Origin of the sequence: Streptomyces sp. NPDC002209, from assembly GCF_042890265.1 — a bacterium.
Taxonomy (GTDB): domain Bacteria; phylum Actinomycetota; class Actinomycetes; order Streptomycetales; family Streptomycetaceae; genus Streptomyces.
Genome location: NZ_JBIARX010000006.1, coordinates 102,542 through 124,144, shown reverse-complemented (window position 1 = coordinate 124,144; position 21,603 = coordinate 102,542). Strand labels below are relative to the sequence as shown.

At 72.7% G+C, this 21,603-nt stretch carries 21 protein-coding genes and 2 tRNA genes; 19 read left to right on the top strand and 4 right to left on the bottom strand.

The window, feature by feature from the left end; translation table 11 throughout:
- Positions 1 to 129 precede the first annotated feature (129 nt).
- The 10 genes from ACFYXK_RS14435 to ACFYXK_RS14390 all read left to right on the top strand — a co-directional run bounded on the left by ACFYXK_RS14435 (position 130) and on the right by ACFYXK_RS14390 (position 9,534).
- A complete protein-coding gene (locus tag ACFYXK_RS14435) occupies positions 130 to 453 on the top strand; it encodes a putative quinol monooxygenase (protein WP_389411425.1) in 324 nt (107 codons plus the stop codon).
- 224 nt (positions 454 to 677) lie between these two features.
- Entirely contained in the window at positions 678 to 1,040 is a 363-nt protein-coding gene (locus ACFYXK_RS14430; RefSeq protein WP_389411424.1) for a DUF6344 domain-containing protein, read from the top strand.
- A 709-nt stretch (positions 1,041 to 1,749) separates the two neighbouring features.
- Positions 1,750 to 2,055, top strand: coding sequence for a hypothetical protein (locus ACFYXK_RS14425; RefSeq protein WP_389411423.1), 306 nt, complete (start codon positions 1,750 to 1,752; stop codon positions 2,053 to 2,055).
- Between the two features lie 195 nt (positions 2,056 to 2,250).
- A complete protein-coding gene (locus tag ACFYXK_RS14420) occupies positions 2,251 to 3,402 on the top strand; it encodes an acyl-CoA dehydrogenase family protein (RefSeq protein WP_389411422.1) in 1,152 nt (383 codons plus the stop codon).
- Positions 3,399 to 4,367 (top strand): bifunctional MaoC family dehydratase N-terminal/OB-fold nucleic acid binding domain-containing protein, encoded by a 969-nt coding sequence (locus tag ACFYXK_RS14415; RefSeq protein WP_389411421.1) that lies wholly within the window; start codon positions 3,399 to 3,401, stop codon positions 4,365 to 4,367. Before ACFYXK_RS14420 ends, ACFYXK_RS14415 begins: the two co-directional genes overlap by 4 nt.
- Entirely contained in the window at positions 4,367 to 5,416 is a 1,050-nt protein-coding gene (locus ACFYXK_RS14410) for an acyl-CoA dehydrogenase family protein (RefSeq protein ID WP_389411420.1), read from the top strand. The genes ACFYXK_RS14415 and ACFYXK_RS14410 overlap by 1 nt, the downstream gene beginning before the upstream one ends.
- On the top strand, positions 5,413 to 5,796 hold the full coding sequence (locus ACFYXK_RS14405; protein WP_389411419.1) for a MaoC family dehydratase: 384 nt from the start codon (positions 5,413 to 5,415) through the stop codon (positions 5,794 to 5,796). The genes ACFYXK_RS14410 and ACFYXK_RS14405 overlap by 4 nt, the downstream gene beginning before the upstream one ends.
- Positions 5,793 to 6,959 carry a lipid-transfer protein gene (locus ACFYXK_RS14400; RefSeq protein ID WP_389411418.1) on the top strand — a complete coding sequence of 389 codons (1,167 nt, stop codon included), beginning with the start codon at positions 5,793 to 5,795 and terminating at the stop codon, positions 6,957 to 6,959. Before ACFYXK_RS14405 ends, ACFYXK_RS14400 begins: the two co-directional genes overlap by 4 nt.
- Before the next feature lie 169 nt (positions 6,960 to 7,128).
- The gene (locus ACFYXK_RS14395) at positions 7,129 to 7,662 is read left to right on the top strand and encodes a SigE family RNA polymerase sigma factor (protein ID WP_030292456.1); all 534 of its coding nucleotides are present in this window, start codon (positions 7,129 to 7,131) and stop codon (positions 7,660 to 7,662) included.
- 222 nt (positions 7,663 to 7,884) lie between these two features.
- Positions 7,885 to 9,534 carry a long-chain fatty acid--CoA ligase gene (locus ACFYXK_RS14390; RefSeq protein ID WP_389411417.1) on the top strand — a complete coding sequence of 550 codons (1,650 nt, stop codon included), beginning with the start codon at positions 7,885 to 7,887 and terminating at the stop codon, positions 9,532 to 9,534.
- 19 nt (positions 9,535 to 9,553) lie between these two features.
- Here ACFYXK_RS14390 and ACFYXK_RS14385 read toward each other — a convergent pair whose 3' ends face one another.
- The 3 genes from ACFYXK_RS14385 to ACFYXK_RS14375 form a co-directional block, all read right to left on the bottom strand.
- Complete coding sequence (locus tag ACFYXK_RS14385; RefSeq protein ID WP_389411416.1) at positions 9,554 to 10,138, bottom strand: antibiotic biosynthesis monooxygenase; 585 nt, start codon at positions 10,136 to 10,138, stop codon at positions 9,554 to 9,556.
- Positions 10,139 to 10,151: 13 nt separating this feature from the next.
- The gene (locus ACFYXK_RS14380) at positions 10,152 to 13,673 is read right to left on the bottom strand and encodes a PAS domain-containing protein (protein WP_389411415.1); all 3,522 of its coding nucleotides are present in this window, start codon (positions 13,671 to 13,673) and stop codon (positions 10,152 to 10,154) included.
- Between the two features lie 119 nt (positions 13,674 to 13,792).
- Complete coding sequence (locus ACFYXK_RS14375; RefSeq protein WP_389411414.1) at positions 13,793 to 14,230, bottom strand: SSI family serine proteinase inhibitor; 438 nt, start codon at positions 14,228 to 14,230, stop codon at positions 13,793 to 13,795.
- A 220-nt stretch (positions 14,231 to 14,450) separates the two neighbouring features.
- On the opposite strand from ACFYXK_RS14375, the gene ACFYXK_RS14370 reads away from it, so the two are divergent.
- From ACFYXK_RS14370 to ACFYXK_RS14360, 3 genes are all read left to right on the top strand, one after another.
- Positions 14,451 to 14,541: transfer RNA gene (locus ACFYXK_RS14370), tRNA-Ser, on the top strand.
- A gap of 267 nt (positions 14,542 to 14,808) precedes the next feature.
- Positions 14,809 to 14,881: transfer RNA gene (locus tag ACFYXK_RS14365), tRNA-Arg, on the top strand.
- Positions 14,882 to 15,103: 222 nt separating this feature from the next.
- Complete coding sequence (locus ACFYXK_RS14360; RefSeq protein WP_266665825.1) at positions 15,104 to 15,469, top strand: PH domain-containing protein; 366 nt, start codon at positions 15,104 to 15,106, stop codon at positions 15,467 to 15,469.
- Positions 15,470 to 15,493: 24 nt separating this feature from the next.
- Here the strand turns inward: ACFYXK_RS14360 and ACFYXK_RS14355 are convergent, their stop codons facing one another.
- Positions 15,494 to 16,405: an SMP-30/gluconolactonase/LRE family protein gene (locus ACFYXK_RS14355; RefSeq protein ID WP_389411413.1), complete on the bottom strand. Its 912-nt coding sequence runs from the start codon at positions 16,403 to 16,405 to the stop codon at positions 15,494 to 15,496.
- A gap of 107 nt (positions 16,406 to 16,512) precedes the next feature.
- On the opposite strand from ACFYXK_RS14355, the gene ACFYXK_RS14350 reads away from it, so the two are divergent.
- The 6 genes from ACFYXK_RS14350 (at position 16,513) to ACFYXK_RS14325 (ending at position 21,588) form a co-directional block, all read left to right on the top strand.
- Positions 16,513 to 16,947, top strand: coding sequence for an Lrp/AsnC family transcriptional regulator (locus tag ACFYXK_RS14350; RefSeq protein WP_030160263.1), 435 nt, complete (start codon positions 16,513 to 16,515; stop codon positions 16,945 to 16,947).
- On the top strand, positions 16,944 to 17,825 hold the full coding sequence (locus tag ACFYXK_RS14345; protein WP_389411412.1) for a DUF2797 domain-containing protein: 882 nt from the start codon (positions 16,944 to 16,946) through the stop codon (positions 17,823 to 17,825). The genes ACFYXK_RS14350 and ACFYXK_RS14345 overlap by 4 nt, the downstream gene beginning before the upstream one ends.
- 130 nt (positions 17,826 to 17,955) lie before the next feature.
- The gene (locus tag ACFYXK_RS14340) at positions 17,956 to 18,294 is read left to right on the top strand and encodes an antibiotic biosynthesis monooxygenase family protein (RefSeq protein WP_389411411.1); all 339 of its coding nucleotides are present in this window, start codon (positions 17,956 to 17,958) and stop codon (positions 18,292 to 18,294) included.
- Positions 18,278 to 19,156 (top strand): amidohydrolase family protein, encoded by an 879-nt coding sequence (locus tag ACFYXK_RS14335; protein ID WP_389411410.1) that lies wholly within the window; start codon positions 18,278 to 18,280, stop codon positions 19,154 to 19,156. The genes ACFYXK_RS14340 and ACFYXK_RS14335 overlap by 17 nt, the downstream gene beginning before the upstream one ends.
- Positions 19,157 to 19,234: 78 nt before the next feature.
- Positions 19,235 to 20,002 carry a response regulator transcription factor gene (locus tag ACFYXK_RS14330; RefSeq protein WP_383507199.1) on the top strand — a complete coding sequence of 256 codons (768 nt, stop codon included), beginning with the start codon at positions 19,235 to 19,237 and terminating at the stop codon, positions 20,000 to 20,002.
- Positions 20,003 to 20,076: 74 nt separating this feature from the next.
- Positions 20,077 to 21,588: an ATP-binding protein gene (locus ACFYXK_RS14325; protein ID WP_389411654.1), complete on the top strand. Its 1,512-nt coding sequence runs from the start codon at positions 20,077 to 20,079 to the stop codon at positions 21,586 to 21,588.
- The last annotated feature ends 15 nt before the right edge of the window (positions 21,589 to 21,603 follow it).

Here is a 21,603-nt window from a genome sequence, read left to right as displayed (position 1 = left end):
CGGATCCGCCACTGAGCGCGGCAGGGGGCCCGCTCCTACGGTGGTCGTACCGCACAGCGCGCGCCGCACGGCATCCCTCGCGCGGCGCGCATCCCGCGGCGCGGTACGCCACCTCAGAAGGAGTCCTCCATGACCAGCGCTCCCGTCCCCGACACCACCCGCGTCGGCCTGCTCGCCCGGATCGAGGCCAAGCCGGAGCATGCCGCCGACGTGGAAGGCCTGCTCACCGGCGCCCTCGCCCTGGCGCAGGAAGAAACCGGCACCACGGTCTGGTTCGCCCTGCGGCTCGGCCCGACCACGTTCGGCATCTTCGACGCCTTCGGCAGCGACGAGGACCGAACCGCCCACCTCCAGGGGAGGATCGCCGCGGCCCTCATGGAGAACGCCCCGAAGCTGCTGGCCGAGGCCCCCGAGATCCTCCCGGTCGACATCCTGGCCGCCAAGCTCGCCTGACGCCTTCGCCCTGGGGCCCCGGGACTGCGTCGAACGCCTCGCGCAGACCGGGGCCCTCCCGGGTCCAACGGGCGTCGGCGCCGGCCGGCCAGTGGTGTTGCGCCCTTCGAGTGGTGTTTGTCGGAAGATCGGCGCGCGTGGTGGGGGCGCTGCGGTTGCGAACACATCATGACGAATGTATGCAGATCCGCCCGTCGGAACATCGCGAAACGAAGGACCCCGTCATGGCTCACCGCATCACCGTCACGTCGATCTGGACCGCAGTGGTCGCCGCCCTCGTGGCGCTCCTCGCCTCCCTCGGGTTCGGCGCCAAGGCCGCCCCGGCCGCCGCTGCCGGCGGATCCGCCGCCCCCGCCCCTGCTCCCTCCCGCCGTGCGGCCGCCGCGGTACGCCGGCCGGCCCGGCCGATGGGGCGCCGGAGCTGGCGGGCGATGATGCGGGGCGGATCGCTCCCGCCGACCATCAAGCAGCGCATCCGCGCCGAGGCGCACGGCAAGGCCCCGTCGGTCCGCCGCTCGACCACGGCCGCGTCGCTCGCCGGGGGAACCTCCGGGGCCGGTCGCGAAGAGCTCGGGCTGGTCGCGTAGCACCCGTACGGAGGCGCACCTCGCACTTCGTACCTCGCACTTCGTACCTCGCACTTCGTACCTCGCACTTCGCACTTCGCACTTCGCACGTCGCACTTCGCACGTCGCACGAACGCACCAGGCAGTACCCGGACTCGATCGGCAGTACGCACATACGTGATGCGCACACCACGTCATGTCAGACGTGCATGCAGTGTGCAGTGGGCAGCACGGAATCGGCAGCAGCAGCAACGGCAGCAACAACAACACCAGCAGGCGCTGGAGCCCGGTCGGCAGGTCGCGACCGCGGATCGCGCCGCAGACGTGCCCCCGGAGCGGGGCACGGTGGGGCGGACCCGGCGTGCGCCGGGGCGCACAGGGGGCGTGAAGCTTGGCATGGCAGGGCCGCAGGCCCGGGAGACGGTGGGGTTCCCGGACGGCGCGGCCCTTTTCGGCATGTCCGGCGCACATGAGTTTGAGGGAACGTTTCAGCTCGTAGACGGCGGCGGTTTCAGCCCCTCTCCGAGGCGCTGACCTGGGCCGTCGCGATGCGAATGAGGTTTATCCGATGTTGCTCATGCTTGCGGGGGAATCGTGGACTCCGGGGTGGTTCGCCGGGGATTCGGTGGGCAACTCTGGTCCCGCGACGTCGTCACCACACAGAACGACCGAGGCGGTCGGCCAACTGCCTTGGAGTAAATCCCACTTCGGTTTTCTGGAGGATTCAGACATGGCAAGCATCCGTACCGCCCGCGTCTTCGCCGCTGTCGCCGCTCTCCCCCTCGCCGTCGCCCTCTTCGGCGGTGTGGCCTCGGCCGACAACGGCTCCTTCGCGAACGACGGATCGAATGCGAGCGTCGCCAGCATCATCGGCAGCGGTGTCGGTGGTAACAACCACGGCAACTCGTCCACCTCCCAGCAGGTCGCCACCGGCTCCGGTGCGTCCAACCAGAACAACACCGCGCAGGTCAACGGCTCGGCCTTCACGGCGATCCAGCAGGGCAACCTCGCGGTCAACTTCCACCCCTGGTGGTAGACGCTCCCCGAGTCCTCTGAGTCTTGAGGGCGCCTGTGCCACCGGACCGGCTGGGGTCCGGTGGGGCAGGCGCTCCCGCGCGTCCGGGCGACGGCCGGGCCGAGCTCGTTACGGGCTCTCCCGACCTTGACATCGACAGGGAATCTGACGGACAGTCAGGTTCACTCGATGATGTGATGCCGGGAGGCCAGCGCCGTGCACCTCGCCCCGACGGAAGGCCAGTTGCGGCTCCGCGCCGAACTGCGGGAGTACTTCCACGATCTGCTGCCCGACGGGCCCCCCGAGGACCCCGCCGCCCAGCGTGCACTGCTGCGCCGGATCGGCGCCGACGGACTGCTCGGCCTCGGCTGGCCCGTCGAGTACGGCGGCCAAGGGCGCGGGCCCGACGAGCAGTTCGTGTTCTTCGACGAGGCCTACCGGGCGGGCGCCCCCGTTTCCATGGTCACCCTCAACACCGTCGGCCCGACCCTGATGAAGTACGGGACCCCGGAGCAGAAGGACTACTTCCTGCCCCGGATCCTGCGGGGCGAGACCGTCTTCGCCATCGGCTACTCGGAGCCCGAGGCCGGCACGGACCTCGCCTCGCTGCGCACCCGCGCCGTACGCGACGGAGCCGACTGGGTCGTCGACGGGCAGAAGATCTTCACCTCCAACGCCCAGAACGCCGACTGGATCTGGCTCGCCTGCCGCACCGATCCCGACGCCCCCAAGCACAAGGGCATCTCGATCATCCTGGTGCCGACCGACGCCCCGGGCTTCGCCTGGACCCCGATCGACACGGTCGGCGGCCTCACGACCACGTCGACGTACTACGACTCCCTCCGCGTGCCCGCCGGCAACCTCGTCGGTCCCGAGCACGGCGGCTGGGGGCTGATCACCAACCAGCTCAACCACGAGCGCGTGGCCCTCGCCGCCATCGGCATGCAGGCGGAGGACTTCTACACGGGCGCGCTCCGCCACGCGCGCACCCCCGATCCGGTCACCGGCGAACGCCCCGCCGACCTGCCCTGGGTGCAGTCCCGGCTCGCCGAGGCACACGCCCGGCTGGCCGCCGTACGCCTCCTCAACTGGCGCCTCGTCCAGGACGTGGGCAGCGGCGCACTGGCCCCCGGCGACGCCAGCGGCGTGAAGTTCCTCGGCACCGAGTCCACCGTCGAGGTGTACCGGATGTGCCAGGAGGTGGTGGGCGAAGAGGCCCTCGTACGGGGGCCCGCGGCCTTCGCCGGCGGCGAGCTGGAACGCATGAACCGGGCCGCCCAGATCAACACCTTCGGCGGCGGGGTCAGCGAGGTCCAGCGGGAGATCGTCGCCATGATGCGGCTCGGCATGAAGGGGAGGAAGCGATGACCGCCACGGCCGACCAGGCAGCGGGCGAGGACGCAGCGGAGGCCGCCCGGTTCCACACGCTGCTCAAGGCCTTCGAAGGGCAGCCCGCAGCCACCGCGGGCCAGGGCAAGGACCCGGTCAACCTGCCCATGATCCGGCACTGGTGCGAGGCGATGGGCGACGTCGACCCCGCCTACACCGGCCCGGACGCCATCGCCCCGCCCACCATGCTCCAGGCCTGGACGATGGGCGGGCTCTCCGGCCACGGCGACCGCTCCGGCGCCTACGACGAGCTCCTCAGCCTGCTCGACGACGCGGGCTGCACCTCCGTGGTGGCCACCGACTGCGAGCAGGAGTACCTCCGCCCGCTGCGCCCCGGCGACACGATCACCTACGACGCCGTCATCGAGTCCGTGTCCCCGCGCAAGACGACGAAGCTGGGCACCGGCCACTTCGTCACCACCCGCATGGACGTCCGCGCGGACGGCGAACTCGCCGGGACCCACCGCTTCCGGATCCTCAAGTACGCGCCCGCCACCCCGCGCGGGAAGGAGCCCCCGGCCCGGCGCCCCCGCCCGGTGGTCAACCGCGACAACCGGGGGTTCTGGGACGGCGTCGCGGACCACAAGCTGCTGATCCAGCGCTGCACCGCCTGCGCGACCCTCCGCTTCCCCTGGCTGCCCGGCTGCAACACCTGCGCGAGCCTGGACTGGGACACCGTCGAGGCCTCCGGCGCCGGCACGGTGTTCAGCTACGTCGTCATGCACCACCCGCCCTTCCCGGCCTTCACCGCGCATGAACCTGCCGCTGCCGCGGCGGGTCCGTACGCGGTCGCCCTCGTCGAACTCGCCGAGGGCGTCCGGATGGTCAGCAACATCACCGGCGTCCCGTACGACAAGGTGCGCATCGGGCTGCCCGTGCAGCTGGAGTTCCTGCGGGTCGACGAGGACCTGGAACTGCCGGTCTTCCGAGGGAGCGAGGGCTGATGGACTTCCACCCCACCGAGGAGCAGGCAGCGGCGGCGGGACTCGCCGCCCGGATCTTCCGCGACCTCGCCACCCACGAACGCCTCGCCGCCGCCGGCACCGGCAGCGACGCCGGACTGTGGAAGGCGCTCACCGCCGCCGGGCTGACCGCCGCCGTGGAGGACGTCGGCCTGCTCGGACTGGTGCTGCTGCTGGAGGAGCAGGGCCGCACCACCGCGCAGGTCCCGTACGCCGCCACCTGCGCGTACGGGATCCTGCCCGTCGCCGCGCACGGCAGCGCCGAGCAGCGCGCCCGGCTGCTGCCCACCCTGGGCTCGGGCGAGGCGGTCGCCACCGGCGCCCTTCCGGCCCGCGGCCGCATCACCGCTTCGCCGGACGGCCGGCTGACCGGGACGGCCCCCGTCGTGCCCTGGCTGCGCGATGCCACGCACGTGCTGGTCCCGGACGCCGACCGGGCGCTGTGGCTCGTACGGACGGACGCGGCCGGCGCCGGGACGGCTGACGTGGAGACCACCGCCCCCTGGTCGGCGGGGCGGCTCACCCTGGCCGGGGCCGAGGCGGAACGGCTGGGGGACGGCGGGGCCTACGAGGAGGTCCTGGCCACTGCGCGCACCGCCTTCGCCGGGCTGCAGGCGGGGGTGTGCGCGGGCTCCCTGGCCCGCGCGGTCGAGTACACCTCCACCCGCGAGCAGTTCGGCCGGCCGCTCTCCACGAACCAGGGCGTGATGCTGCGCGCCGCCGACGCGTACATGGACACGGAGGCGATCCGGGTGACCGCGTACGAGGCCGCCTGGCGGATCGACGAGGGACTTCCGGCGCGCGAGCACGCCCTGACCGCGGCCTGGTGGGCCTCGGAGGCGGGCAAGCGGGTCGTGCACGCGGGCCAGCACCTGCACGGCGGGATGGGCGCCGACCTGGACCATCCCGTCCACCGGCACTTCCTCTGGGGGCGCCAGCTGGACGCGTACCTGGGCTGCGGCAGCGAGCTGCTGGCCGAACTGGGCGCGCTCCTGTCCGACCACGCCGCACCCGAGGGGGACCACGCATGAACGTCGGCGACACACTGGCGCCGCTGGAGATCCCGGTGACCCGCACGCTGATCGTCGCGGGCGCGATCGCCTCCCGCGACTACCAGGACGTGCACCACGACGCCTCGCTCGCGCGCGAGAAGGGCTCCCCGGACATCTTCATGAACATCCTGACCACCAACGGCCTGGTCGGCCGGTACATCACCGACCGCCTCGGGCCCGGCGCCGTCCTGCGCAAGGTGGCCATCCGTCTCGGCGCCCCCAACTACCCCGGCGACACCATGGTCCTGACCGGCACGGTGGCCGCCGTCGACGGGAACAGCGTGGAGATCCGGGTCGTCGGCGCCAACGGCATCGGCCACCACGTCACCGGCACGGTCACCGCGGAGGTGACGGCATGAGCGTCCGCCGCCGCGACACCCTCGGCGGCCGTGCCGCCATCGCCGGCATCGGTGCGACCGAGTTCTCCAAGGACTCCGGCCGCAGCGAGCTGCGGCTCGCCGTGGAGGCCGTGCACGCCGCCCTCGACGACGCCGGGCTGACCCCCGCCGACGTCGACGGCATGGTCACCTTCACCATGGACACCAGCCCCGAGATCACCGTGGCCCAGGCCGCCGGCATCGGGGAGCTCTCCTTCTTCTCCCGCATCCACTACGGCGGGGGTGCGGCCTGCGCCACCATCCAGCAGGCCGCCCTCGCCGTCGCCTCCGGGGTCGCGGAGGTCGTGGTCTGCTACCGCGCCTTCAACGAGCGCTCCGGCCGCCGCTTCGGCTCCGGCGTGCAGCAGCGCGAGCCCTCGGCGGAGGGCGCGGCGCTCGGCTGGTCGCTGCCCTGGGGGCTGCTGACCCCTGCCTCCTGGGTGGCCATGACCGCCCAGCGCTACCTGCACGCCTACCACCTGACCCCCGAGGCCTTCGGCCATGTCGCGGTCACCGACCGCCGGCACGCGGCGAACAACCCGGCCGCGTACTTCCACGGCAAGCCCATCACCCTCGCCGACCACGCCGCCTCGCGCTGGATCGTCGAACCGCTGCGGCTGCTCGACTGCTGCCAGGAGACGGACGGCGGCCAAGCGGTGATCGTCACCAGCACCGAGCGTGCCCGGGACCTGCGCCAAGCCCCCGCCGTGATCACGGCGGCCGCACAGGGGGCCGGCCGCCGGCAGGAGGGCATGACCTCCTTCTACCGCGACGACCTCACGGGGCTGCCGGAGATGGACGTGGTTGCCCGGCAGCTGTGGCGGACCAGCGGACTGCGGCCCTCGGACATCGACGTCGGCATCCTCTACGACCACTTCACCCCTTTCGTCCTGATGCAGCTGGAGGAGTTCGGGTTCTGCAAGCCCGGCGAGGCCGCCGACTTCGTGGCAGCGGACGCGCTGCCGCTCAACACGCACGGAGGACAGCTCGGGGAGGCGTACCTGCACGGCATGAACGGCATCGCCGAGGCCGTCCGCCAGCTGCGCGGCACCTCCGTCAACCAGGTCGCCGGAGCCGCCCGTGCCCTGGTCACGGCCGGTACCGGGGTCCCGACGTCCGGACTGATCCTCGGCGTCGACGGCTGAGGCCCGGCCCCCGGCCCGTCCCCTGCGCGGCCCCCGGGCCGCCCGCGGCGCACCCCGCCTCCTCCACCTTCAGGAGGTGGGGTGGACCCCACCCCTACAACCTGAGATGGACCCGGCTTCGGCACTTGCGGCCGATCCCAGGCCGGGGCGGCGCTTCTAGCGTGGAGCCATGACCACGCCTGTGTGCACGCTCGCCTCGAACCCGACGCCGTACCCGTCGTTCTCGGCGTACGTCCGGACCCGCGGCACGGTCCTGATGCGCACCGCACGCTCGCTCACCGCCAACCCGTGCGATGCCGAGGACCTGCTGCAGACGGCCCTTGCCAAGACGTACGTCGCCTGGGACCGCATCGAGGACCACCGCGCCCTCGACGGATACGTCCGGCGGGCCCTGGTCAACACCCGTACCTCCCAGTGGCGCAAGCGCAAGGTCGACGAGTTCGCCTGCGACGAGCTCCCGGAGACCGAGGACACGCCGGCATCCGACCCCGCCGAGGCGCAGGCGCTGCGCGACGCGATGTGGCGTGCGGTGACCCGGCTGCCCGACCGGCAGCGCGCGATGGTCGTCCTGCGCTACTACGAGGACCTGAGCGAGGCGCAGACCGCCGAGCTGCTCGGGGTGTCGATCGGCACGGTCAAGAGTGCCGTCTCACGCGCGCTGGTCAAGCTCCGCGACGACCCGGAGCTCACCCCGGTCCGCTGAACCGGCGCCGATGTTTCACGTGAAACACCCACGGCGCCCCCGCCCTGTGCGCGATGCACCGCGAGCCCGCCCCCAGCCTGTGCACGATGCCAACGCAAGGACCCGAACAGCGATTACTTGCCGCGTTTGTACCCCCGGGTAGTGACATGCCGTCCGGTACGTGCGCAGAATCGACGGCATCCGTAGCCGCCGCAGCGCCGCAGCGCTCACCGGGAGGACGCTTTGCTGAGCACCATGCAGGACGTACCGCTCCTCGTCACCCGCATACTCCAGCACGGGATGACGATCCACGGTAAATCCCAGGTCACGACCTGGACCGGGGAGGCCGAGCCGCACCGCCGCAGCTTCGCCGAGATCGGTACCCGCGCCACCCGCCTCGCCAACGCCCTGCGTGACGAGCTGGGCGTCCAGCAGGACGACCGGGTGGCCACCCTGATGTGGAACAACGCGGAGCACGTCGAGGCGTACTTCGCGATCCCCTCCATGGGCGCCGTCCTCCACACCCTCAACCTGCGCCTGCCTCCCGAGCAGCTGGTCTTCATCGTCAACCACGCGGCCGACCGGGTCGTGCTGGTCAACGGGACCCTGCTGCCGCTGCTCGTGCCGCTGCTGCCGCACCTGCCCACCATCGAGCACGTGGTGGTCTCCGGCATCGGCGACCGCTCCGCGCTCGACGGGCTGGACGTGCGGGTCCACGAGTACGAGGAGCTCCTCGCGGGCCGCCCCGACAGCTACGACTGGCCGGAGCTGGACGAGCGCCAGGCCGCCGCCATGTGCTACACCTCCGGCACCACCGGCGACCCCAAGGGCGTCATCTACTCCCACCGCTCGATCTACCTGCACTCCATGCAGGTCAACATGGCCGAGTCGATGGGGCTGACCGACAGGGACACCAGCCTCGTCGTCGTCCCGCAGTTCCACGTGAACGCCTGGGGCCTGCCCCACGCCACCTTCATGACCGGCATCAACATGCTGATGCCGGACCGGTTCCTGCAGCCCGCCCCGCTCGCCGAGATGATCGAGCGGGAGAAGCCCTCGCACGCCGCGGCCGTCCCCACCATCTGGCAGGGCCTGCTCGCCGAGGTCACCGCCAACCCGCGCGACCTCACCTCCATGAAGCAGGTCACCATCGGCGGCGCGGCCTGTCCGCCCTCCCTGATGGAGGCGTACGACAAGCTCGGCGTCCGCCTCTGCCACGCCTGGGGCATGACCGAGACCTCCCCGCTCGGCACCATGGCGCACCCGCCGGCCGGCCTGGGCGCCGAGGAGGAGTGGCCGTACCGGGTCACCCAGGGCCGCTTCCCGGCAGGCGTCGAGCCGCGCCTGGTGGGCCCCGGCGGCGACATCCTGCCCTGGGACGGCGAGTCGGCGGGCGAGCTCGAGGTGCGCGGCACCTGGATCGCGGGCGCCTACTACGGTGGCGCCTCCGGCGAACCGCTGCGCCCCGAGGACAAGTTCAGCGCGGACGGCTGGCTCAAGACCGGCGACGTCGGCGTGATCAGCCCCGACGGGTACCTCACGCTGACCGACCGGGCGAAGGACGTCATCAAGTCCGGCGGCGAGTGGATCTCCAGCGTCGAGCTCGAGAACGCGCTGATGGCGCACCCCGAGGTCGCCGAGGCGGCGGTCGTCGCCGTTCCGGACGAAAAGTGGGGCGAGCGCCCGCTGGCCGCCGTCGTCCTCAAGGAGGGCGCGAGCGTGGACTACGAGGGGCTGCGCGTCTTCCTCGGCCAGTCCATCGCCAAGTGGCAGCTGCCCGAGCGCTGGGTGAGCGTCGCGGCCGTGCCGAAGACCAGCGTCGGCAAGTTCGACAAGAAGGTCATACGCAAGCAGTACGCGGACGGCGAGCTGGCCGTCACCAAGCTCGACTGAAACGACGAGCGGTAGCTGCTCAGCCCTGGCGGGCCTTCGTCAGCCAGGGCCGCAGCAGCCTGCTGACCGCGGGCATCGCCAGGTAGGTCATCAGGGTGCTGAAGACGACGGCGAACGCGGCCGTCCGCAGGACGAAGTGCAGGTTCACCAGGTACGGACCGAGCACCGCGTTGCCGGCGAGCGAGATCGGGAAGATGGCCAGCCCCGAGCTGATCGCCATCTTCCAGCGGGGCGGCGCGGGCCGGGTCGTACCCGGCTTCGCGAACCAGGTCTCCATGCCGTGCAGTTCGCGCCGGGCTATCTCGGTGTGGTGGTGGCCCAGGCAGTTGGAGAACCACTGGGCCCGCTCGGCGGAGTCCTGCCACCGCTGGAAGGCCGCCTGGTCCCGGAAGCGGTGGACCAGGAACCACGGCCCGCCGTCCGCCGCCGGACGGAACAGCCCGTACCCCAGATGCCCCGGGAAGGTCGCGGCCGTCTCCAGGATGCCGTGGGCCCAGGCCTCGAACGTCTCCTCGTGGCCCGGCTCCACCTGCCGGGCGATGAGCAGGTTCACCTCCCCGTTGTCGGCGGGGACGGTCTGCTCACTCGCGTCGATGATGGCCATCGGGCCAGGATGACTAGTTCGTTCCGATCTTGGCCAGCAGGTCCACGATGCGGCCCTGGACGTCCGCCGTGGTGGACCGCTCGGCGAGGAAGAGCACGCTCTCCCCGGAGGCCAGCCGCGGCAGTTCGGCCGCGTCGATCCCCGTGGCCGTGTAGACCACCAGCGGGGTCCGGTTGAGCTGCCCGTTGGCGCGCAGCCAGTCCACGATCCCGGCCCGCCGGCGCCGGACCTGCATGAGGTCCATGACCACCAGGTTGGGCCGCATCCGCGTCGCCAGCTCCACCGCGTCGGTGTCCGCTCCCGCCCGCGCGACCTGGAGTCCGCGCCGTTCCAGAGCGGCCGTCAGCGCCGTCGCGATCTCGTCGTGCTCCTCGATCAGCAGCACCCGGGAAGGATGCTGCTCGCTGTCGCGCGGCGCGAGCGCCTTGAGGAGGACGGCCGGATCGGCCCCGTACGCCGCCTCGCGCGTGGCGTGCCCCAGCCCGGCCGTGACCAGTACGGGCACCTCGGCGGCCACCGCGGCCTGGCGCAGGGACTGCAGGGCGGTCCGGGTGATCGGCCCGGTCAGCGGGTCCACGAACAGCGCGGCGGGGAACGCGGCGATCTGCGCGTCCACCTCCTCGCGGGAGTGCACGATCACCGGGCGGTAGCCGCGGTCGCTGAGCGCCTGCTGGGTCTGCACATCGGGCGCCGGCCACACCAGCAGGCGGCGCGGGTTGTCCAGGGGCTCCGGAGGCAGTTCGTCGTCCACGGGGAGCGGTACGGGCCGGTTGACCACCTCGACGGCGCCGCCGGGCCCGTCCAGCGGCTCGGGGCCCTCGTCGGCGCCCGCCTCGGGGGCTCCTATCGCGAACGCCCGGCCCTGGGGCGTGGGCTCGGCCAGCCGGCGCCGGCGGCCGGAGCCGCTCGTGCCGCCCGCGCCGTTGGTGGACCCGGAGTCGACCGAGATGCCCTGGCCGAGGGTGCCGAGGGCGCGCACGCTGATCGGCTGCGCGGCCTCCGCCGGGGAGTCCTGCGGCTGCCGGGCCCCGGGCACGGCAGCCTCGCCCGCGGTCTCGTCGTCCTCGGGAGTGGTACGGGCCGCCGGAACCGGCCAGGCCGGAGTGGCGGGCAGCGCACGCCGCCGCCCGGTCGGGGGTACGGGCTCCTCCGCGGCCGTGGCCGGCTGCGCGGCGGGGGCCGCGGGCTCGCCGCCGGGCGCGCCCAGCACCCGGCGCCCGCGCCGCCCGGCCGGGGCGTCGCCCTCGGCCTCGCCCGGAGCAGGGGCCGAACCGGCCATGGCGGGGGCCTGCACGGCGGCTGGAGCCGGGACCGTGCCCTGAGCCGGCGCGGGAGCCGGCGGCGGGGTCGGTCCGGCGGGCAGTGCGAAGCCGCCCTCGGGGGCGATGGGCCGTGCGGGGGCCTGCGGTGCGGCCTGAGCCGGCCCGAGCCCGGTCGCGGGCACGGGACCGCCGGGCTGCGGCGCGGCTGCGGCACCCAGCGCACGCCGGCGCCCGGCGGGATGTTCGGTCACCGGAACCGGCGGCACGGCCGGCACCGGCGCACCCGCACCCGGCGGCACGGGCGCCACCGGCGGCACGGGCGCACCCGCACCCGGCGCCACCGGCGAGGCCAAGCCCTGCGGCACCGGCGCGCCCAGCGGCATCGGGGGCACACCGGGACCGGGAGAGACCTGGGGCACGGGCGGGAGCGCGGGCATGGCGGTGCCCTGCGGGGGCACGGGCCGGCCACCGGGGCCGCCCTGAACGCCGCCGCCGGATCCGCTTCCGGTTCCGCTTCCGTCGCCGTCCCGGCCGCGCCGGCGCCCGGTGCCCAGGCCTGCCGGGTTCACCGGGGACTGCGCGAGCTCGGGGCCCGGGGCCGGAGCGTCCGGGGCGCCGGCCTCGCCCGCCCGCCGCCGCCCGGACGGCAGTGCCAGCGCACTCCCGCCCTCGGCGGAGCCGTGCGCGTTCGCCTCGTCGGCCGCATCCTCCAGGAACGCGTCCACCCCGCGCCGGGCGCGCCGCCCCGCGGGACCCTTGCCCGCGGTCTCGGCCGCCGGCTCCTTCGCGGGTTCCGGTTCCGGATCCGGCAGCGTCACCGTGCCGGCTCCCGCGCCCAGCGGCAGCTCCAGCACGTACGCACCGCCGGGCGCGCCGGGAACCTCCACCGTCTGCAGCACGCCCCCGTGCGCGGTCACGATGCCCCGCACGATCGGCTCGTGCACCGGGTTCCCGCCTTCGTACGGCCCGCGCACCTCGATCCGTACGACCTCGCCCCGCTGAGCGGCGGCCACCACGATCGTCGAGTCGCTGTACCCGCTGCCCTGGCGGGTCTTGCCGGTGGCGTCGACCCCGGCGACGTCCGCGACCAGGTGTGCGAGGGCGCAGGCGATCCGCTCGGCGTCCACCTCGGCCTCGATGGTCGGGGCGTGCACCGCGAACTGCACGCGGCCCGGGCCGATCAGCTCGACGGCGCCGTCGATGCCGGCCGCGACGACCCCGTCGATCAGGACGTTCTTCTTCTTGAGCTTCTCGGCGCCGGCGTCGAGGCGCTGGAAGCCGAGCACGTTGTCGACCAGCGCGGTCATCCGGGAGTACCCGGCGGCCAGGTGGTGCAGCAGCTGGTTGGCCTCGGGCCACAGCTGTCCCGCGTCGTCGGCGGCCAGCGTGGCCAGCTCTCCGCGCAGCTCTTCCAGCGGCCCGCGCAGGGACTCGCCGAGGACCGCCAGAAGCTGTGCGTGCCGCGCGGCCAGGGCGTCGTAGGGCCGCCGGTCCGTGAACGTCATGACGGCGCCGACGAGCAGCTCCCCGTCCCGTACGGGCGAGGTCGTCAGGTCGACGGAGACCGGCTGCCCGGCCTTGTTCCACAGCACCTGGCCGCGCACCCGGTGCTTGCGCCCGCTGCGCAGGGTGTCGGCGAGCGGGGACTCCTCGAAGGGGAACGGCGAGCCGTCGGCGCGCGAGTGCTGGATCAGCCCGTGCAGCTCGCGGTTGCCGAGGTCGGTGGCGCGGTACCCGAGGATCTGCGCGGCGGCCGGGTTGACGAGGACGACGCGCCCGTCGGTGTCCGTACCGACGACGCCCTCGGCGGCGGCCCGCAGGATCATCTCGGTCTGCCGCTGCGAGCGGGCCAGCTCGGCCTCGGTGTCCACGGTCTCGGAGAGGTCGCGTACGACCAGCATCAGCAGCTCGTCACCCGTGTAGGGCTGCGGCTCGCGGTAGGCGTCGCGGCCGTCGAGGTGGGCGGCGGTGACCTCGACGGGGAACTCGGTGCCGTCGGTACGGCGCGCGACCATCCGCTTGGGCTTGGCCCGGCCGCCCTCGTCCTCGCCGGGCCGGCGCATGGAGCCGGGGATCAGCTTGGAGTCGAACTCGGGGAGGAGGTCCAGCACGCCGCGGCCGACGAGCCCGGTGCCGGGACTCTCCATGACCTCGAGGGCGATCGAATTCGCGTTGACGACCGTGCCGTTGGCGTTGACGAGCAACAGCGCGTCCGGAAGAGCGTCGAGTATTGCTGCGAGGCGAGCAGCGCCTCGGGATGGCCTGCTGCTCACGACGAGCTTCCTCCCTGACCACAACTACCGGCATGTCACGGGAGGAGTCTAAGGGCACGGCCCCGTCCTGAGGTGGCGGATGTTCGGCGGATACCGTGCATCCTTCGCATCCTCCCAGGTCAGGAGCGCCCACCCGGAAGCACAGGTTCCAGCTCGTTCCACCGGGCGATCTCGCATCCGTTGGTCCGCCGGAACGCGGCGTCCACCTTGTGGCCTTGCCATGTTCCGGTGACGTGCGCGGTGGCCGGACCGCCGTCCTGCATGGTGCAGATCTGCCGCTTGGCCTGAGGCGCGAAGGGGTCTTTGCCCTGCTTCGCGAGGTCGTCGAGGCGGGCGCAGGCCCGCTCCGCCTCGGGGTGGTTCCCGCCGACGGGGTTGCACTCGAGCAGGTACTCGCCGTCCGCCCGCGGGTTGCCGGTGGCGGACACGGCGATGGTGAGGCGGTCGGGCGCGGCGAGCAGCCGGCCCAGCGGTGGCAGCGGGGGCAGCGGCCCGGCGGCCGTGGCCGCCGTGGCGGCCAGGGCGGAGGTGACGGCGAAGGCGGCGAGACGCAGCATGGGGCACTCCAGGTCGTCCGTACGTCGTACGCCTGACCAACGACGTGCGTCCGCCGACGTTGCGTGCGGGCGGTGGTGCGTGCATGCGTGCGGACGACGCGTGCCGGGGGCTTAAGGCTTTGCTCTGGTGGCGGCTGTCCTTGTACCGTGGGAGCGGATTGGTGAGCGGCCCTGTGGCTGTGTCATCATCTGCACGCACCCTCGTACGCGGGGGTGTGCTGGAGGCGTCGCCTAGTCCGGTCTATGGCGCCGCACTGCTAATGCGGTTTGGGTCTTAAAGCCCATCGAGGGTTCAAATCCCTCCGCCTCCGCACCTGCCGAAGCCCCGGTCCTGATGGACCGGGGCTTCGGTGTGTTCGGGCCGGGTGCGTCCGGGGGCTTGCGTCGGTGGCTTCAGGCCGGGAGTGCCGGCGCCCCCAACCCCGCCCCGACATCCGTGCGAACCCTTCCGGATGATCTCCGTCCGGAGCGTTTTCGCAGGTCAGGACCGGTTTGGTTAACGGATTTCGCGTCCCGCCGAGGTCCATGTATTGTTGTTCTCGCAAGGCCAACGGGGCGCAAAACCCCGAGAAGCCCAAGCACTCGTAGCTTAACGGATAGAGCATCTGACTACGGATCAGAAGGTTGCAGGTTCGAATCCTGCCGAGTGCACAGCCGAAGAGGCCCCCCGGTTCACCGGGGGGCCTCTTGCGTTGTCCGGGGCCGGCCGGCGGTGTCCGGTGCGGGCGTGGGGGTCCTCCTTGGTGGGGAGGGGGACCCGGGGGTTCTCCGGGTCGGGGATCGGTCCCGTGGGGGACGACCGGCGGGCGGGGCCGCGGATACGGTCCTCGAAGACGGTTCGGAAGGGTTCGGAACCGGAAGAGGGGGACTCGCATGGGGCTGTTCGGGAACGCGCACACGGTCGATCCGACGTCGGCGCAGCGGGACTACGCGCGGCTGCTCGGGCAGGGGGAGCAGGTGCACGCCGCGTACCTGTTGATCCGGGACACGATCCTGTTCACCGACCGGCGGCTCGTGCTCGTCGACAAGCAGGGGCTCACCGGAAAGAAGGTGGAGTACCACTCCATCCCCTACCGGAGCATCACGCACTTCTCCGTGGAGACCGCCGGCCACTTCGACCTCGACGCCGAGCTCAAGATCTGGCTGTCCGGCAGCGCGGCGCCGATCGAGAAGACGTTCACCAAGGGTGTGGACATCTACGAGGTGCAGGCGATCCTGACGCAGTTCGTCGCACGGTAGCCCCGCCGACCGGGTGACGCGCGGCTAGAGGACGCGGGGGAGGCCCGTCACCGAGAGGACCAGGGAGTAGAGCGAGGTGGTGGCGGTGATGAAGAGGCGGTTGTTCTTCGGGCCGCCGAAGGCGATGTTCGAGACCGGTTCGGGGACGCGGATGCGGCCGATCAGGGTGCCGTCCGGCGCGTAGCAGTGCACGCCGTTCTCCATCGCCGCCACCCACAGCCGCCCGTCGTCGTCGAAGCGGATGTTGTCGACCGGGCGGCACTCGGCGAAGACGCGGTCGTCCGTCAGCCTGCCGTCCGCGCCGACCTTGAACGCGCGGATGTGGCCCGCCCGGGTGTCCGCCGCGTACAGCTCGCTCTCGTCCGGCGAGAAGACCAGGCCGTTCGGGCCGAGGAAACCGTCCGCGGCGAGGCGCACCTCGCCGGTCGCCGGGTCGGCGCGGTAGAGGTTGCACGCGCCGATCTCGGCCGGTGCGCGGCGCCCCTCGTAGTCGCTGGTGATGCCGAAGTCCGGGTCGGAGAACCAGATCGAGCCGTCCGAGTGGACCACCGCGTCGTTCGGGCTGTTGAGCCGCTTGCCGTCGTAGCGGTCGGCGATGACCGTGAGGGTGCCGTCCGGTTCGGTGCGGGTGACGCGCCGGTTGCCCTGCTCGCAGGTGATCAGGCGGCCTTCGCGGTCCAGGGTGTTCCCGTTCGGGTGGCCGGCCGGGGAACGGAAGACGGAGACCGCGCCGGTCGCCTCGTCCCAGCGCAGCATCCGGTCGTTGGGGATGTCGCTCCACACGAGCTGGCGCCAGGCCGGCAGGTACAGCGGGCCCTCTGCCCAGCGGCAGTCGTCGTAGAGCCGTTCGAGCCGTGCGTCGCCGTTGGCGCAGCGACCGGTGCGGAATCGTTCGTCCAGGATCTCGTACAGATTGAGGTCGGCTATGGATGACATTCTTCCCCCAGGTGACTTCTGTGCCGAATTTGGTTCGGCCTCGTGTTGAGATTGCAGGATCCTGTACCGTCGGCGCAAGGGATTCCAGGGGATGGGAGGAAGATCGCGTGGACGACATCGACCGGGCGCTCGTCCTGCGCTTGCAGCAGGACGCGGGCCAGTCGTACGCCGCCCTCGGCGCCGCCGTCGGGCTCTCGGCCGGGGCCACCCACGAGCGCGTGCGCAAGCTGCGCGAACGCGGGGTCATCCGGCGCACGACGGTCGAGGTGGACCCCGCGGCCGTCGGGAGCGGGGTGCTCGCCTACGTGATGGTCGACTCCAACGCCTGGATGGGGGACTCGAAGGCGGCCTTCGAGGCGATCGCCGAGATCCAGGAGGCCCACATCATCGCGGGGAGCGCCTCGGTCCTGGTGAAGGTGCGCACGGCCACGACCGGGCAGCTGCAGGACGTCCTGCGCCGCCTCTACGCCATCGACGGCGTCAGCGGTACGCATGCGACCGTCGTGCTCGAGACCTTCTTCGAGCGGCCTCTCCCGCTGTGACCTGGCGGTGCACCGGGATCCGGTGGAACGACGGCCGCCCCGCCATCGGCTGGTGCGCGGAAGGACGCGGCGAGCGCAGCAGCCTGCTCGACCACGGGCAGCGCCTGGCCTTCGCGGCCCGCGGGGAGCGGCACTGCCTCGGCGTACGGCGGGCCGGGAAGCGGACCCCGTGCCCCACGGCCGCCACGGTGCCCGGCCGGGCAGGGAACGCCCAGTGCCCCGAATGCGCCCGCCTGGACCGGTCGTTCTCGGTGGCCGCCGACACCAACGCCGCCGATCCGCGCACCTACCGCGTCTACCTGGCCTGGTTCGGGCCCGGCCTGGTCAAGGTCGGCATCACCGCCGAGGAGCGCGGTCCGGCCCGGTTGCTGGAGCAAGGGGCGGTGACCTGGACCTGGCTGGGCCGGGGGCCGCTGATGGCCACCCGCCGCACCGAGGAGCTGCTGCGGGCGGCCCTGGGGGTGCCGGACCGGATCGCGTACGCCCGCAAGCGCGCCGTACGGGGCCGCCTGCCGGCGGCGGCCGACCGGGCCCGGGAGGTCGCCGAGCTGCACGCCCGGGCCGCGGCCCTGCCGGGCTGGCCCGAGTCGCTCGAGCGGCTGGTGTGCGAAACCGTCGATCACGCCGGGCCGTTCGGGCTGGACGGGCTGCCCGCCCCCGCACGGGTGATCACCGGGATGGTCCCCGGCGGTGCGGTCGTGGGCCGGCTCGCCGGCGCGGCCGGTCCCGATCTGCACCTCGCGGACGGCCTCGTGGTGGACACCCGGCTGCTCGCCGGCTGGGAGCTCGTCGCCCCGGCCGAAGGCGGCGCGACCGCGGTACCGGTCGCCGAGCTGCCGCCGCTCGCCGCCCCCGGTGAGCAGGACGGGCTGTTCTGACCAGGGTCTGCTCCCGCCGGGTCAGCCCCGGGCACCGGTGTGGTGTCCATGGTCAAAACTTGGATCCCTTTGGCCTGCCGGGCCGCTTTCCGGTGGACATGCCAGGGGGCCGCCGCAGAGGGTGGTGGGCATGAGCATCCAGCCCGTACCCGCCTTCGAACCGCCGTACGTGATGGCGGTTTTCAGCAATGTCCGCACCCCGGACGAGACCGGCTACCCGGAAACCAACCAGCGGATGAACGAGATCGTGGCCCAGAACCCCGGCTTCCTGGGCTACGAGTCCGCCCGCACCCCCGGCGGCCTCGGCATCACGGTCGCCTACTTCCGCGACCACGCGTCCCTCGCCGCGTGGCGGCAGGACCTGGAGCACCAGGCGGCCATGAAGAAGGGCCGCGCCGACTGGTACGAGAGCTACACCCTGCACGTCGCGACCGTCGAGCGGAGCCACGGCTTTGCCCGCAACGGCTGACGCGGTCCGGGCCTTCCGGGAGCGGCTCGGGCTGCCCGGACTGATCGACGTCCACACGCACTTCATGCCCGAGCGTGTCCTGGACAAGGTGTGGGACTACTTCGACGCCGTCGGACCGCTGACCGGCGTCGCATGGCCCATCACCTACCGGCACGAGGAGGAGCAGCGGGTCGCGCTGCTGCGGGAGTTCGGGGTCCGGGCGTTCACGTCCATGCTCTACCCGCACAAGCCGGCGATGGCCGCATGGCTCAACTCCTGGTCCGCGGACTTCGCCGCCCGGACCCCTGACTGCCTGCACACCGCGACCTTCTTCCCGGAGGAGGGAGCACGGGCGTACGTGCGGCAGGCCGTCGAGTCCGGGGCCCGCGTCTTCAAGGCGCACCTCCAGGTCGGCGGGTACGACCCGAACGACGACCGGCTCGACCCGGTCTGGGGACTGCTCGCCGAGGCGGACATCCCGACCGTGATCCACTGCGGTTCGGGACCCGTCCCGGCCAAGTACACCGGACCCGAGCCGATCGCCCGCCTGCTGGCCCGGCACCCCCGGCTGCCGCTGATCATCGCCCACATGGGCATGCCCGAGTACGCCGACTTCCTGGACCTCGCCGACCGGTACGCCCCGGTGCACCTGGACACCACCATGGCCTTCACCGACTTCTCCGAGCGGTTGCACGGGTTCCCCCGGGAAGAGCTCGGGCGGCTCGCGGACCTCGGCGACCGGATCCTGCTCGGCACGGACTTCCCGAACATCCCCTACCCGTACGAGCACCAGCTCGAGGCCCTCGAACGGCTCGGCCTCGGCGACGACTGGCTGCGCGCGGTCTGCCACGACAACGGCGCCCGGCTGTTCCGCCTGGTCTGAGCGCCCGCCCGGGGGTTTCTCAGGAAATTCACAGGTAGCGACAAGAACGCTCTCAGAGGCCGGGGTCAGCGTGGTCGCATGACTGCGACGACCACCTCCCACGCGTCCACGTCCACCAGCAACCCCACGGCCCTCGTCCGGCCCGACGGCGGCCCCTGCCGGGTGCTCGTCGTCGACGACGAGGCCTCGCTCTCCGAGCTGCTCTCCATGGCCCTGCGCTACGAGGGCTGCGAGGTCCGCAGCGCGGGCGACGGGGCCGGTGCGGTGCGGGCCGCGCGGGAGTTCCGGCCGGACGTCGTGGTCCTCGACATCATGCTGCCCGACATGGACGGACTAGCCGTCCTCGGACGGCTGCGCCGGGAGATCCCGCAGCTCCCGGTGCTGTTCCTGACCGCCAAGGACTCCGTCGAGGACCGCATCGCCGGCCTGACGGCGGGCGGCGACGACTACGTCACCAAGCCCTTCAGCCTGGAGGAGGTCGTGGCCCGGCTCCGCGGCCTGGTCCGCCGCTCGGGCGCGGCGCAGGCCGCGCGCGGGGGATCCGTCCTGGCCGTCGGCGATCTGCAGCTCGACGAGGACAGCCACGAGGTGTCCCGCGGCGGCCGGGAGATCCACCTGACCGCCACCGAGTTCGAGCTGCTGCGCTACCTGATGCGCAACCCCCGGCGGGTGCTGAGCAAGGCGCAGATCCTGGACCGGGTGTGGTCGTACGACTTCGGCGGCCAGGCCAACGTGGTCGAGCTGTACATCTCCTACCTGCGGCGGAAGCTCGAGAGCGGCCCGGGCTACCCGCCGATGATCCACACCCGGCGCGGCGCCGGCTACCTGATCAAGCCGGCCGAGTAGTGGCACCCAGCCCGCCGCGGCCGCTTCGCGCCTTCCGCCGGCCCCGCTTCTTCCGCCCGGTCCGCTCCTGGTCCCTGCGGGCCCGGCTCGTCGTCTCGGCGGTGGCGCTGATCGCCGTGGTGGGCACGGCCATCGGCGCCGTCACCACACTCGCACTGCGCTCGTACCTCGTCGACAAGCTCGACGACCAGCTGCGGGTCTCCGTCGAGATGGGCACCCGCAAGCCCCTCGGCGAGAAGGCGCTCCGGGACAAGGACGACAAGTTCGTCCTTTCACCGGGAGCCCCGCTGGGCGCCGCCGGGATCCGGCTCCTGCCCGATGGCACGGTCGCCAGCACGGCACGCAGCGCCGCCGTCGGCGGGCCCGGCTACGACCACATCCAGCTCCTCACCCCGGCCCAGACGGAGGCCCTGGCCCTGGCCGCCCGCAAGGCCTCCGGACAGGGCCGGCCTCGCCCCGGAAACCTGGACCTGCCCGGCCTCGGTGCCTACCGGGTGCTCACCGCGCCCGACGGGAGCCTGGTCCTCGGCTTCCCGCTCGCCGAGGTCGACTCCACCGTGAGTACGCTCATCGCCGTGGAGGTCCTGGTCACCCTGGCCGGGCTGATCGCGGCCTCCCTCGCCGGGCAGGCCCTGGTCGGAGTCGCCCTGCGCCCGCTGCGCCGGGTGGCCGCCACCGCCACCCGGGTCTCCGAACTCCGCCTGCACAGCGGCGAACCCGCCCTCCACGAGCGGGTCCCGGACGCCGAGGCCGACCCCCGCACCGAGGTGGGCCAGGTCGGCGCCGCGCTCAACCGGATGCTGGGGCACGTCTCCTCCGCGCTCACGGCCCGCCAGCAGAGCGAGACCCGGGTCCGGCAGTTCGTCGCCGACGCCAGCCACGAACTGCGGACGCCCCTGGCCTCCATCCGCGGGTACGCCGAACTCACCCGCCGGGGACGGGAAGAGCCCGGTCCCGACACCCGGCACGCCCTGGGCCGCATCGAATCCGAGGCCACCCGGATGACCGGCCTCGTCGAGGACCTGCTGCTCCTCGCCCGGCTCGACGCCGGCCGACCGCTCTCCTCGACCGACACCGACCTCGCCCCGCTCGTCGTCGACGCCGTCAGCGACGCCCGGGCCGCCGGCCCCGAGCACCACTGGCGCCTCGAGCTCCCCGACGAGCCCGCGCCGATCCTTGCCGACCCGGCCCGGATCCAGCAGGTCCTGGTCAACCTGCTCGCCAACGCCCGTACGCACACCCCGCCCGGCACCACCGTCACCGCCCATGTTTCACGTGAAACATCCGCCGTCCGGCTGCGGATCGAGGACAACGGGCCCGGTATCCCGCCCGCCCTGCTCCCCCATGTCTTCGAACGGTTCGCCCGCGGCGACGCCTCGCGCTCCCGGGCCGCGGGCTCCACCGGCCTCGGGCTCGCCATCGTCCAGGCCGTCGTGACGGCGCACGGCGGACAGGTCGACGTACGGAGCGAGCCGGGGCGCACCCGCTTCGAGGTCCTGCTCCCCCTCGGTCCGGACCACACGACGCGGCACACGAATACGGACTCGGACTCACAGACGGGGCACAGGCTCACCACACAGCGGTGACAGCCCGCCCGGCGA

Excerpts from the sequence above, each read along its gene's own strand:
- ACFYXK_RS14395 (WP_030292456.1), top strand. The coding sequence starts at position 7,129 with ATGACCACGCCTGTGTGCACGCTCGCCTCGAACCCGACGCCGTACCCG.
- ACFYXK_RS14415 (WP_389411421.1), top strand. The coding sequence starts at position 3,399 with ATGACCGCCACGGCCGACCAGGCAGCGGGCGAGGACGCAGCGGAGGCC.
- ACFYXK_RS14435 (WP_389411425.1), top strand. The coding sequence starts at position 130 with ATGACCAGCGCTCCCGTCCCCGACACCACCCGCGTCGGCCTGCTCGCC.
- ACFYXK_RS14425 (WP_389411423.1), top strand. The coding sequence starts at position 1,750 with ATGGCAAGCATCCGTACCGCCCGCGTCTTCGCCGCTGTCGCCGCTCTC.
- ACFYXK_RS14405 (WP_389411419.1), top strand. The coding sequence starts at position 5,413 with ATGAACGTCGGCGACACACTGGCGCCGCTGGAGATCCCGGTGACCCGC.
- ACFYXK_RS14340 (WP_389411411.1), top strand. The coding sequence starts at position 17,956 with ATGAGCATCCAGCCCGTACCCGCCTTCGAACCGCCGTACGTGATGGCG.
- ACFYXK_RS14360 (WP_266665825.1), top strand. The coding sequence starts at position 15,104 with ATGGGGCTGTTCGGGAACGCGCACACGGTCGATCCGACGTCGGCGCAG.
- ACFYXK_RS14400 (WP_389411418.1), top strand. The coding sequence starts at position 5,793 with ATGAGCGTCCGCCGCCGCGACACCCTCGGCGGCCGTGCCGCCATCGCC.
- ACFYXK_RS14430 (WP_389411424.1), top strand. The coding sequence starts at position 678 with ATGGCTCACCGCATCACCGTCACGTCGATCTGGACCGCAGTGGTCGCC.
- ACFYXK_RS14330 (WP_383507199.1), top strand. The coding sequence starts at position 19,235 with ATGACTGCGACGACCACCTCCCACGCGTCCACGTCCACCAGCAACCCC.
- ACFYXK_RS14410 (WP_389411420.1), top strand. The coding sequence starts at position 4,367 with ATGGACTTCCACCCCACCGAGGAGCAGGCAGCGGCGGCGGGACTCGCC.
- ACFYXK_RS14385 (WP_389411416.1), bottom strand. The coding sequence starts at position 10,138 with ATGGCCATCATCGACGCGAGTGAGCAGACCGTCCCCGCCGACAACGGG.
- ACFYXK_RS14375 (WP_389411414.1), bottom strand. The coding sequence starts at position 14,230 with ATGCTGCGTCTCGCCGCCTTCGCCGTCACCTCCGCCCTGGCCGCCACG.
- ACFYXK_RS14355 (WP_389411413.1), bottom strand. The coding sequence starts at position 16,405 with ATGTCATCCATAGCCGACCTCAATCTGTACGAGATCCTGGACGAACGA.